Origin of the sequence: Aequorivita marina, assembly GCF_031631895.2 — a bacterium.
Classification (GTDB): domain Bacteria; phylum Bacteroidota; class Bacteroidia; order Flavobacteriales; family Flavobacteriaceae; genus Aequorivita; species Aequorivita marina.
On sequence record NZ_JAVMBW020000007.1, the window covers coordinates 31,375 to 43,688 of the forward strand.

The 12,314-nt window shown below is 37.3% G+C and carries 12 protein-coding genes; 7 read left to right on the forward strand and 5 right to left on the reverse strand.

Annotated features, from left to right (window positions below):
- Window positions 1-238: 238 nt before the first annotated feature.
- From QPK98_RS09550 to QPK98_RS09560, 3 genes are read left to right on the forward strand one after another with little or no spacing between them, the layout of a single operon-like run.
- The gene (locus tag QPK98_RS09550; RefSeq protein WP_310993031.1) at window positions 239-565 is read left to right on the forward strand and encodes a nucleotidyltransferase family protein; all 327 of its coding nucleotides are present in this window, start codon (window positions 239-241) and stop codon (window positions 563-565) included.
- Entirely contained in the window at window positions 555-782 is a 228-nt protein-coding gene (locus QPK98_RS09555) for a HepT-like ribonuclease domain-containing protein (RefSeq protein ID WP_310993032.1), read from the forward strand. Before QPK98_RS09550 ends, QPK98_RS09555 begins: the two co-directional genes overlap by 11 nt.
- Window positions 757-897: a HepT-like ribonuclease domain-containing protein gene (locus tag QPK98_RS09560; protein ID WP_310993033.1), complete on the forward strand. Its 141-nt coding sequence runs from the start codon at window positions 757-759 to the stop codon at window positions 895-897. The genes QPK98_RS09555 and QPK98_RS09560 overlap by 26 nt, the downstream gene beginning before the upstream one ends.
- Before the next feature lie 190 nt (window positions 898-1,087).
- On the opposite strand, the gene ggt is transcribed toward QPK98_RS09560, so the two are convergent.
- The gene (gene ggt / locus QPK98_RS09565; RefSeq protein ID WP_310993034.1) at window positions 1,088-2,806 is read right to left on the reverse strand and encodes a gamma-glutamyltransferase; all 1,719 of its coding nucleotides are present in this window, start codon (window positions 2,804-2,806) and stop codon (window positions 1,088-1,090) included.
- Window positions 2,803-3,387, reverse strand: a complete 585-nt coding sequence (locus tag QPK98_RS09570; protein WP_310993035.1) for an acyl carrier protein phosphodiesterase — start codon at window positions 3,385-3,387, stop codon at window positions 2,803-2,805. Before QPK98_RS09570 ends, ggt begins: the two co-directional genes overlap by 4 nt.
- A gap of 70 nt (window positions 3,388-3,457) precedes the next feature.
- Here QPK98_RS09570 and glmM point away from each other — a divergent pair, with 70 nt between their 5' ends.
- Window positions 3,458-4,846 carry a phosphoglucosamine mutase gene (gene glmM, locus QPK98_RS09575; RefSeq protein WP_310993036.1) on the forward strand — a complete coding sequence of 463 codons (1,389 nt, stop codon included), beginning with the start codon at window positions 3,458-3,460 and terminating at the stop codon, window positions 4,844-4,846.
- 60 nt (window positions 4,847-4,906) lie between these two features.
- Here the strand turns inward: glmM and QPK98_RS09580 are convergent, their stop codons facing one another.
- Window positions 4,907-5,776, reverse strand: coding sequence for a lysophospholipid acyltransferase family protein (locus tag QPK98_RS09580; protein WP_310993037.1), 870 nt, complete (start codon window positions 5,774-5,776; stop codon window positions 4,907-4,909).
- A 245-nt stretch (window positions 5,777-6,021) separates the two neighbouring features.
- On the opposite strand from QPK98_RS09580, the gene QPK98_RS09585 reads away from it, so the two are divergent.
- Window positions 6,022-6,672, forward strand: coding sequence for a rhomboid family intramembrane serine protease (locus QPK98_RS09585; RefSeq protein WP_310993039.1), 651 nt, complete (start codon window positions 6,022-6,024; stop codon window positions 6,670-6,672).
- A 79-nt stretch (window positions 6,673-6,751) separates the two neighbouring features.
- Entirely contained in the window at window positions 6,752-7,435 is a 684-nt protein-coding gene (locus tag QPK98_RS09590; protein WP_310993040.1) for an SIMPL domain-containing protein, read from the forward strand.
- Window positions 7,436-7,516: 81 nt separating this feature from the next.
- Here QPK98_RS09590 and QPK98_RS09595 read toward each other — a convergent pair whose 3' ends face one another.
- Window positions 7,517-8,632: a redoxin domain-containing protein gene (locus tag QPK98_RS09595; RefSeq protein ID WP_310993041.1), complete on the reverse strand. Its 1,116-nt coding sequence runs from the start codon at window positions 8,630-8,632 to the stop codon at window positions 7,517-7,519.
- Between the two features lie 134 nt (window positions 8,633-8,766).
- Between QPK98_RS09595 and QPK98_RS09600 the strand changes: the two genes are divergently transcribed.
- Complete coding sequence (locus tag QPK98_RS09600; protein ID WP_310993042.1) at window positions 8,767-11,127, forward strand: GAF domain-containing protein; 2,361 nt, start codon at window positions 8,767-8,769, stop codon at window positions 11,125-11,127.
- 2 nt (window positions 11,128-11,129) lie between these two features.
- Here QPK98_RS09600 and QPK98_RS09605 read toward each other — a convergent pair whose 3' ends face one another.
- A complete protein-coding gene (locus QPK98_RS09605; RefSeq protein WP_310993043.1) occupies window positions 11,130-12,314 on the reverse strand; it encodes a Pycsar system effector family protein in 1,185 nt (394 codons plus the stop codon).

A 12,314-nucleotide genomic window follows, 5' to 3' on the forward strand; every position in this document is an offset into this window, starting at 1 on the left:
CGGTTGTGTTAAAGCTATGGCGAGAAGCGGATGACGTGACGTATTCGCTCAAGGAATAAAAAACCAAGATTGTGTGCTAACAGACAGAAGCTTGGACATCTGGATTTCTTATTGAAAACATTTTCTCTCTAAATGTTTAAAAAGGAAGTCGGTTTCGTTTTGATTTGGCTACAAGTTTATGGATTAAACAAAAACGCTGTGGCTAATGCGAAAAATTGGCACACAGAATTAAACATACATGAAATTTGACTATTTTTGTTATATGAAAATAAATGACAAAAATATCAATCGGATTATAAAGCTTTGTGAACAATACAGGGTTAAAACATTTTCTGCTTTTGGTTCAGTAACTAGAAATGATTTTAGTAATGAATCTGATATTGATTTTGTTGTGGATTTTGATGAAACTGATCCATTTGAGTACACTAATTTATATTTTCAACTAAAAGATAATTTAGAGAAAATATTAAAACGTCAAATCGACTTAATTGAATATAGAGCCATTAAAAATAAGTATTTCAGAAAGGAAATTGATGAAACTAAGGTTTTGATTTATGGACAATAGAATTAACTCTTGGCTTGAAGATGTTGAAAGGTCAATTGATGAGATTTTTGACTTTCTACCAGAAAATCGTAATTTTTTTGAATATCAAAAAGATTTAAAAACAAAAAAAGCCATAGAACGAAATATAGAAATTATAGGCGAGGCAATTAATAGAGTTTTGAAATATGAACACTCTGAAATTGAGATTGTTAATGCTCAAAAAAATAATTGGAACTAGGAATCGAATTGCTTACGAATATGACAGTATTTCTGATGAAGTGATTTGGACTATAATAATAAAAGAACTTCCTGAATTAAAAAAAGAAATCAACGAATTGAAAGATAAACACTAGCACCAACATTTTGTGTGCTTAAAAGTTTGGTTATAGCCTGCTTGCGAATTCCGATAACTCTCGGGGACTTACGGATCTTCTATCCGGTATTAATCTGTTAATTTTCATGCCTATTTACGTCATTAATCATACACAAAACCGTAGTGGTTTGAAAATACCTTATCGTTGGTTATTGCTAAATAATCAAAATTTAAAATCCAATGGCAGTGTCATCGCCACGACTGTCTGCTCCGCCTTCCAGCTTTCCGTCAGGAAGTACATAGATAGCGTCCACCTTTCCGATAATTGGATCGGCTGTTTTGTTTTCGGGATAACCTTTTTGTTTGAGGCCTTCAATCAAGTCTCTTGAAAAACGATCGGCTTCATACCGAATATTATCGGGTAACCATTGGTGGTGAAACCGGGGTGCATCAACGGCTTCTTGCATATTCATATTAAATTCATACACATTCAGAATGGTTTGGGCTACGGAGGTTATAATAGTAGAACCGCCGGGAGTGCCCACTACCATAGATAGCGCGCCGTCTTTTTCAACAATGGTTGGCGTCATTGAGCTCAACATACGTTTTTGGGGCGCAATGGCATTTGCTTCGCCACCCACGAGGCCATACACATTTGGTACACCGGGTTTGGCACTGAAATCGTCCATTTCGTTGTTTAAAAAGAAACCTAAGTCGTTTACATATAATTTTGAACCGTATTCTGAATTTAAGGTTGTTGTAACCGAGACCGCATTTCCGAAGGAATCTACAATTGAATAATGCGTAGTCTGCATACTCTCATGACCTGCAATAACCCCAGGTTTTATTTCGGTGGAAGGCGTTGCGGCGTCAAAACTGAAACTGTCCATTCTTCGGCTTAAATACGCCTCTGAAAGCAACGAATCTACAGGAATGTTTACAAAATCGGGATCGCCTAGGTAAAAGCTTCTGTCGGCATAGGCCCTGCGTTCTGCTTCTGCGAGAACCTGGATGTATTTCTCGGTATTATGGCCGTAATCTGAAACAGGGTAAGGTTCTATCATATTAAAAATCTGTGCTAAGCAAATGCCACCGCTAGAAGGAGGTGCCATTGAGATAACCTTTAAATCCTTATAATTAAAAACTATGGGTTCGCGCCATTTTGCTTCGTAAGCTTCCAAATCTTCCAAGGTAATAATACCGCCTCTTTCCTTTAGAAAGGAAACCAGTTTTTTACCACTTTCGCCCCCGTATAGCTCTGAAAGTCCGTTTTTGGAAATTCTAGTTAAGGTATTTGCCAATGCCAGGTTTTTTAATGTATCTCCTGCATTATAGGTTTCGGTATATATTGAGTTTTGACCATTCACCTCCTCAAAAACAGGAATGAAATGGGTTAGTCTTTTTGCTTGCTTTTCAGTAATTACGAAACCGCTCTTAGCTAGGTTGATAACAGGTCTTAAAATAACCTCCATAGGTAAGCTTCCAAATTTTTCATGAACAGCAAACATTCCAGCTACCGTTCCAGGAACACCAACTGCAAGCCCGCCTACCGAGCTTTTGTCAGAAATAAAATTACCTTCTTCGTCCAGATACATGTTTTTTGTAGCAGCTAACGGCGCTTTTTCGCGATAGTCTAAAGATCCAATTTCGCCATATTGGCTTCTATAGACCATAAACCCGCCACCGCCCAAATTGCCTGCGTACGGAAAGGAAACCGCTAGGGCCATTTCGGTTGCTATCATGGCATCAAATGCATTACCGCCATTTTTAATGATTTCTGTACCAATTTTAGAAGCTTCGGCACGGGCAGAAACAACCATAGCACTGTCTGCAACAACCGGATTAACGATTACTTCAACCTCTTTGGGGCTTGGGGCCACTTGCGTATCTGGTTTTTCTTTGCAAGAAAATAGTAGTAAGGGAATTAAAATAAGTGCGTATAATTTCATAATTCGCTGCGTTTTATTTTGGAAAAAGTTATTAGTTCGTCAAAAAAAGAAGTGAATTCTGCTTCAAATTCATCGTAGTATTCTTCAAGCTCCCTTACCGCCAAATTCATTTTAGAAACTCCTTTGGTTCGTACGTTCATTTGTGCCAATACTTTGCCTATGCCTTCAACAGTGGCGTAACTGAGCAACCAGTTGTCTGCAACCATGTACGGCATCATTTTTTGGATTCTAGGAGGCAAATCGGTAAAATTCTTCCGAAGCAAGGCATAGAAATCTTCAACATACTCATCAAGGGGCTGATCGCAGTATTTAGACCAATTTTTGGCTAAAAAATGATCGTAAAGTATATCTACAATTACGCCGCTGTAATGGCTGTAGTTTTCGTGGAGCCTTGCCGTGCTTTGGTGTACCGTGGGGTGTGCATCTGTAAAAGTATCAATGGCGCGGTGTAGTAAAATGCCTTTGGCAACTTTGGGCGGGTAACTTTGATAGCGTTTGCCTTTGATGCCATCTGCTATAAAATTACCGATTATTACTTCTTCCTCATTGCCAGAAAGATAGATGTGGGCTAAAAAATTCATCCTACAATTTACAATTTTGTCCGAAAGGTATCTATTATTATTAAGGTATCTTTGCCTAAAAGTTGAAAATATGACATTGATAAAATCTATATCAGGAATTCGCGGAACCATTGGTGGTGCGCAAGGCGAAAACTTAACCCCAATAGATGCTGTAAAATATGCCGCAGCTTATGGCGCTTGGGTAAAACAACAACGCAATAAAGAAACCCATAGAGTAGTGGTGGGGCGCGATGCTCGGATTTCGGGCGAAATGATCCAGCAACTTGTTATGAACACCCTTGTGGGAATGGGAATTACAGTTATTGACCTAAACCTCTCTACTACACCAACTGTTGAAATGGCCGTTGTTATGGAGCATGCCGATGGCGGAATAATTTTAACCGCAAGTCATAACCCCAAACAATGGAACGCATTAAAATTGCTAAATAATAAAGGGGAGTTTTTAAATGCTGCCGAAGGACAAAAGATTTTGGACCTTGCTGGAGCGGGCGATATCGATTTTGCCGAGGTTGACCATCTTGGCGAAATTCATAAAAATGACGCCTATATAGATATGCACATTGATGAAATTCTCGATTTGCCTTTAGTAAATGTTGAAGCCATTAAATCTTGTGGTTTTAAAGTTGTGGTTGATGGCGTAAATTCCACAGGTGGAATTGCCATACCGCTACTATTGGAAGCACTGGGCGTTGAACCAGTAAAGCTTTATTGTACGCCAAATGGTGAGTTTCCTCATAATCCAGAGCCGTTAAAAGAACACTTGGGCGATTTGATGAAAATGGTAGTGGAAGACCATGCAGATTTTGGAATTGTAGTTGACCCAGATGTTGACAGACTGGCTTTTGTTGATGAAAAAGGCGAAATGTTTGGTGAAGAATACACCCTGGTAGCCGTGGCAGATTACGTGTTACAACACACTCCTGGCAATACGGTCTCTAATATGTCGTCTTCTCGAGCCTTGCGCGATGTTACCGAAAAACACGGCAAAACATACACTGCGAGTGCTGTAGGCGAAGTGAATGTAGTGGAAAAAATGAAAGCCACCAAGGCAGTTATTGGCGGTGAGGGCAATGGTGGAATAATTTATCCAGAATTGCACTACGGAAGAGACAGCTTGGTAGGCGTTGCTTTGTTTTTAAGCTTTTTGGCACAGGAAAGAATTGCGGTGAGCGAAATCAGAAAAAAGTACACTGCCTATTTTATGAGTAAAAAGAAAATTCAATTAACCCCACAATTAGATGTTGATGGTATTCTAAAAGCAATGGAAGCTAAATACGCCTCGGAAGACATTAATACTATTGATGGTGTAAAAATTGATTTTGCAGAAAACTGGGTTCATCTTCGAAAATCGAATACTGAGCCTATCATTAGAATTTATACGGAAGCAAAAAGCCAAGAAGAGGCAGATGCATTGGCAGACAAGATTATTGGGGAAATTAAAGGTATTGCTGAGGTTTAGTTTTAAACTATCTGGGTGTTTTGTTGTGAGGCACGGGCGGGATGTCCGTGCTAACCAGCGTTACTTTCTAAGTTTCCAGCGTTTATGCGACCAGAGGTAGTACTCCGGCTTTTCACGAATTTGGTCTTCTAAAGTGTCAAAGAACAGGCGTGTTATCTGAAAATTAGGATAGTCTTTAGGCTTGTCGGCCAAAGGAACAAAAGTAGCGGTATAATAGCCTCGCTTTACTTTTTCTACCTTGAGATAGAGTACTGAAAAATCCATTTTTTTAGCCAATTCCTCAGTGCCTGTAAACACGGGGACGTCAATACCCATAAAGTTATCGCGGTGTTTAAAAGCACCCATTTTCGGGGTTTGATCAGAAAGGATATAGGTAAGTGTCTTAATGCCCTTTTTCCATTTTCTAAAAAGAACGGTGACTATTTTTTTATTACTAACAATAATGCCACCAAAATGTTCGCGTGTCTTTTTAATTAAGGCATCAAACTGTTTGCTATCCAAGGGTTTATAAACGGCGTGGGCCTGATGCTTCATCAGCTTATTTAAAATGCCGCTCCATTCCCAGTTGCCGTAATGCCCAGCCATTAATAGGATGCTTCGGTCATTTTCATAATAAGAATCAAGTATTTCGGCATTGGTAACTACAAAACGTTTGCGTATTTCCTTTTCCGAAATGGTAAACGCCTTTATAGTTTCAAAAATAACGTCGCATAAGTGTTTAAAGAAGCCTTTTGCAATTCGGTCTCTTTCCTGTTGCGTTTTTTCCGGAAAGGCTAAGGCCAAGTTGTCCTTAACTACTTTTTTGCGGTAACCCACAATATAATAGACCAAAAAATAGAGTGCACTGGATTTAAAGTACAAAATACCCATTGGTAATTTGGACAGCAACCAAAGAATTGGATATGCCAGTATATAAAGAAGTTTTTGCATAGCAATAATTACCGCAAAACTACTCAAATTATTTGTTGCAAGACTATCCAAAAGCACGAATTGAAGCTATAAATATCAAAACGATTACTTTTAAAAGTTGATATGACGTTGCTTTGGCACTATTATGGCTTTGTTTTTTTTATCCATACGTATAAATAAACCTATAAGGTCATTACATCGATTTATAGTTTCTTATTTTCTATTTTTACAATTCTAATGTAAACCCATTTAATTTCTTCTTATAAATGCAAAACCTTCATATTGCGACTATAATTATTATCGCCGCCAACGTTATTATTTCCTTAAAAGGCTTTAACGACACTTCATTTTTTGAAAAGTATAAATTCAATATTGCCGGAATTCGTCGCGGGGAACAGATACGAATGTTCAGTTCGGCTTTTTTACATGCAGACTTTTCGCATTTGTTGTTTAATATGCTTACGCTTTACTTTTTTGCGAATGTGGTTATTGCAAGTTTAGGGGTAACCTATTTTGTGATTATTTATGTTGGCAGTCTGCTGGCGGGTAATCTTTTGTCTTATTACTTTCATAGCAATGAGCCGCATTATAGCGCGATAGGGGCAAGTGGCGCAGTGATGGGGATATTGTATGCTGCCATTTTGTTTTTCCCAAACATGGGACTTTATTTATTTTTTATACCAATTGCTATTCCCGCTTGGCTTTTTGGAATGGCATATTTGTTGTATTCCATTTACGGCATGAAAAAACGATTGGGAAATGTTGGTCATGATGCCCATATTGGTGGGGCAGTTGGAGGTTATATATTAACGCTCGCTTTTGCACCTTCTTTGTTTCAAACCAGCTTGTGGATTGTTGTGTTATTGGCGATTCCCTTGATTATTTTATTTGTGCTGCACAAACTCGGGAAGCTTTAATACAGACTACAGACTAGGTTTTTTAACGCTATGGCTTGCAACGGGATGTGTATGACATAAAAACCTCAAATTTTATATTATGAAAAGAATACAAACATTTTTAATTTTAGCAATTACCACAACTACTATGATGGCACAAAACACCGCAACTCCAAGTGTATCTGTAACGGGAGAAGGGATTGTTCGCGTAGTCCCCGATGAAGTAACCATCAACATTCGCGTTGAAAACACGGGAGAGGATACTAAGACCATAAAGAAACAGAATGATAAAACGGTGAAAGAGGTATTGAAATTTTTGCAATCAATGCGTATTGACGAAAAAGACGTACGAACAAAATATATGAACCTCAGTAAAAATTACGATTATAACACCAAATCCTATACTTTTGCTGCCAATCAATCACTATCAGTAAAATTGCGCGACTTAAACAAGTATGAAGAAGTGGTGGAGGGTTTACTTGAAACTGGGATAAACCGCATTGATGGCCTCGACTTTTCATCGTCAAACAAAGCGGCACTGGAAAGCCAGGCGCGCAAAAAAGCAATTGAAAATGCACAGCTCAAAGCGAAAGAATATGCTAGCGCTTTAAATCAGACTATTGGAAAGGCTGTTTCTATAAGTGAATTTAGCAGCTCGCCGGGTCCACGACCAATGTATAGAATGGCAGCTATGAGCGACTCTTCTGGCAGTGGAGACCAATCCATCGCACTTGGCGAAATGGAAATTAAAACAACGGTAAATGTAAGTTTCCTGTTGAATTAATTTTGAACTCAAATAAAAAAGCCTCGGTTTATTTTTAAACCGAGGCTTTTTTATAAATTTTCTCAATCTCACATCTCACATCTATTCACCGCCCAATAGGGAAGCTATCTTAGCTTCAAGAGCAGCACCGCGAAGATCTTTGTCTATAATTACACCATTTTCATCTAATAAAAAGGTAGCTGGAATAGAACGTACATTGTAGCTTTTTGCAATTGGATCTTGCCAAAATTTTAGGTTAGATACGTGGTGCCAGTCCATATTATCGTCTTTTATAGCTTGTATCCATTTGTCTTTTTGGTTGGCCTTATCTAGTGAAACACTGATTATATTTAAACCTTTGTCGTGATATTTGTTATAAACTTTTACCACATTAGGGTTTTCAACGCGGCATGGTTTACACCAAGAAGCCCAAAAGTCAATAATTGTATATTTTCCCATGGCATCTTTTAAAGACATGGTTTCACCGGTTGGCGTTGGTGCGCTAAAGTCTGGAGCCGCATTGCCTACATCAGATTTTTTAATTGAATCTAAACTAGTTTTTAATTCTTTGGCAATATCTGAAGAAAGAATTTCAGAATCCATTTTTTCAAGTAATTCGGATGCTTCTGAAGGGGTGATTTCCTGTCTGCTAGCCATTTCAGAAATAAGCATTACCGAAAACATGGATTTGTTATTCTCCCTTAAAAAATTCTTTTTGTATTCGGTTTCCTCATTCATAAGGTTTAGATTGCCGCTTTGTAATTCAGCAATTGCAGCCGTATCGTTATTTTCTTTAGCGGTACGATAGCTTTCCATTCGCTCCTGCTTTCTTTTATTGAATTTTCCCATTTGCTCTACAAACCCAATATAGGCCGCATTTTGAGCGCCACCGCGAATTCGAGAGGCTTGAATGCTATCTTTGTATATCTTTGCGGTTAAATCTTCATTTTCAGGAAAAAACAATAAGGAGGCATTAACGTCGCCTATCCTCAAAAAGTTTAAAGGTGTGGTATCGTTACTTGGATATTCAGTAGAAAATTTCTCTTCTTTAACAACCAGGGTGTCAATTGGTTTGGGTTGTTGGTTTTCAAGTGTGTAGATAACTACTTCAGTACCATCTGCAAAGCCAATAGCCTCGCCTTCTAGCTTATAACCATCGCTTTTCTCATTACAAGATATTATTGTTAATGTAAGGATTGCAGCAAAAATGAGTCTCATATATTAGTCTTTTAAATTTTGGCAAAAGTAGCCGTTTAATATTTGAAAGTAGAAAACACCTGTGTATTTTTGTTATTTATTAACATATAAGCTTGTCATTAAGCTGTACATTTATAGGTTTGCTGTTTTAAACTATGAAAGAAGAAAAAAACGAATTTCCATTAAAAATAGAAGTAGGCTTCAAAAAAGTTTTTGATGCTTACCGGGAAGAAATTGCGAATGGCGGGGTTGACAATAACCGGTATTCTGAAATCTTTGCTATAGAGACAGACTATCCCATCTTATCCTCGGGAATTTCAGATTTTGATAATCTTGAGAAGTATAACGAGCAAATCGACAAAGTGTTGTCACCATTATTTCCTTCAGCCTTACAAAGCAACGAAATAAAACTTGCTACTTTGCCCTATCAAGACACCGCTTTTAAAAGTACCAAGCGGTATAAAAACATAATGAAAGCGGCTGGGAAAGATTTTTCCCTAGATATTATCGACTTTGATAATGATGAATTCTATATTATGGGCTGCAGCTTTGTATTAAATCAATATTACGGAGAAAAAATAGATTTTAGGCGTTCGTATTATTACAACATCCCAGATTCTCAAGGAATGATTAGGAGCTATACCCTGCTGTATAATGCCGATTTTGTTTCCATTGAAAAAACAGCCGATGCTCCTGATATTACTGAAAAAGACCTGAATGAGCTGTTAGAGAATTTTGATGATATTTCAGTTTGGAAAGAAAAATTTCCGCCGAATAGCTGGATATTTAAGGGCTTTGTTATTGCTACCCTTTTGGATGCAACTATGAATGTTTCCATTTCAGATTTTAAGACAAACTTATTGCGTCTTGAAAAAAATGGCGATTTCTACGATACGAACTTTACTAATATTTTCCGCTCAATTTTTAATTTAAACAGTCTTGAAATTGGCTTTACAGATTACAACGCAGAATCGGAAGCTTTTGAGCGTGTTTTGTTTGAAGAAGTAGATAGTTACCTTTTAAATAAAGAAACTTCTTTGCCTTGTAAAGAAGCCTTGTGCAATGCTTCATATTACACCCTTTTTAGTGAAAAGGAATTTTATTGCATAACCGATGCAGCGCGTTACCATGCCTTATATCCTGATAATCCTGTTTATAAAAAAATGCTGGATCAAGGTGTGAAAAGTGCCATTTTTGCCTCAATTATATATGAAAACAGGGTTTTAGGGGTTTTAGAACTCGTGTCACCCGAAGCGAATGTCCTCAATACAATTAATGCTAATAAATTGCGAGACATAATGCCTTTTGTAATTGACACCGTGGTGCGTTCTAAGCGAAACCTTGAAAATGAATTGGAATTGATTATCCAAGAAGAATGTACGGCTTTGCACCCCAGCGTGCATTGGAAGTTTAGGAGAGAGGCCAAATTGTATTTGAATGCAAGTAACGAAGGAAAACAGACAGTTTTTCGTGAAGTTATTTTTGAAGATGTTTTTCCGCTCTACGGACAAACTGATATTAAAGGCTCTTCTGAGGCCCGAAATGAAGCTACCAAAAAAGATCTTAGGCTTCAACTAACTTATATAGACCGTGTTCTTGATGATTTTATGAAGCATAGATCGCTTCCTATTTTAGAACAGATGAAATTCAATATAAATGAATTTCTAGAAGCTATTTCGGAAAATCTTAAAGTAGATGCTGAAAGAAAAATTTTGGATTTTTTGTCTTCTGATATAATTCCATTTTTTAAGCATATTCGGGAACGAAGCAAGACGTATGAAAAATTGGTAGATGATTATGATGCCTTGATAGATTCTGATACTGGTTTTGTTTATAAGCACCGAAAAGACTATGACGAAAGCGTGATGCTCATCAATAAAAAGCTCGCTTCAGTTTTAGATAGAAAACAGCAGGAAGCCCAAGCCATGTACCCGCATTATTTTGAACGGTTTAAGACGGATGGTGTAGAGCACAACCTATATATGGGAGAAAGCATTACCAAGGAACGGTCTTTTAATAAGATCTATTTAAACAACTTAAAACTGTGGCAGTTGCAGGTGGTTTGGGAGATGGAAAATAGCTATTTCCACCTTAAAGACGCGCTACCAATAAATCTAGATGTAGCTTCTATGATCCTTGCTTTTAATGGCTCGTTGTCTTTGCGCTTTAGAATGGATGAAAAGCGCTTTGATGTAGATGGCACTTATAATGCCCGTTATGAAGTTGTAAAAAAACGAGTTGATAAGGCGAATATAAAAGGTACTGAAGAGCGTATTACCCAACCCGGAAAAATTTCAATTATATACTCTCAAAAGGAAGATGAAGAAGAGTACTTGAAGTACATATCATTTCTACAGCATAAAAAAATGTTTGGAGAAGAAGTAGAAAAGCTAGAACTGGAAGATTTACAGGGCGTTACCGGACTAAAAGCGTTGCGCGTAAATATACTTTATTCTAAAAAAAATGGGGAAACCAAAAAGTATTATAACTATGACGACCTTTTGGCTGAGCTTTAAACTTACATTTCCAAATAAAAGAAAATAGCAAAAGCTAACAACGAAATTATGGTTCCTGCAACAAATATGGTGTAGGTGAGTCGTAAAATTCTATACTTTCTATCCAATACTTTTCCTAGAAAATATAAATCTTTTGTCAGCGATTTGTAAACGTAGTCTCTGTCTTTTAGCAGCTCGTCTATAGCCCATTCAAATTGTTCGAGTTCCATTTTATGAAAGTTCCCGAAAAAGGTTAGGTTCACGCTTTTGTTAGCAACATCTTCTTTTGTAAACTCACCTCTGGTAACGTTAGGGCGAGTTGCAATAACGGCTAATATCATTGTGATAGCACTAAAAAGTATAAAAATAGCGGTGGGTACAATTAAATAGTTGTTGTTGTCCAGTTTTGAAATTAAATTGGACAGCACCAACGATATGATAATTGCGTTTACGGATAACATAATATTGGCTTTTGTATCTGCGATATCGCTTAGCTTCATGTGGTTTCTGAGTGCCGTTCTATAAAAGGTCTGTATGCCACGCTCTGGGCTGTCATTTTTGTATTTCGCTTTTAACTTGGCTTTGGTCTCTTCTTTGCCAATTTTTTCGTTTCTTTTTTTACGATCTTTAAGCAGTTTCCCAAGATTTTCTTCTTTTACGGGCTGCCAATGCTTGAGGGCGTATTCAGTATAAAACTGATGGTCTTCAACAAGCATTTTAATATTTTCGTTCAACCACTCAGCAGAACTAAAATTGTGTACGTTCTGAAAAAGGTATTCTTGTCTTAAAAACTCACTTGCCTCTTCAAAATACTCCTTTCCAAAATGTGAAGAATCTGCATCTCGGATTATTTTTTCAAGCTCGGTTTTTGGAACAGTGTTTTTAAACTTTGTGGCGAGAATACATTTATTTACACCATCAATAATATCCTGTTCAACATTTTGTTTTTTCAAAAACTCAGTTGCAATTTTTACGCCTTCCGCTTCATGGTTTTTACGAGAAACGGTATATCCCGTGTCATGCAATAAAGCAGCTAAACGTAGTATGGTCGCATCTTTAACATCAATTTGTGAGTTTTCAAGGATTTCGTTTATACTTTTATAAACACGCTTAGAGTGGGTATAGTTATGATATACAAAGGTGTTTGGAAGCTCATCTTTAAAGAGTTGAAAGATAAAATTATCAGCAGCTTGCACAATGTCGCTCAT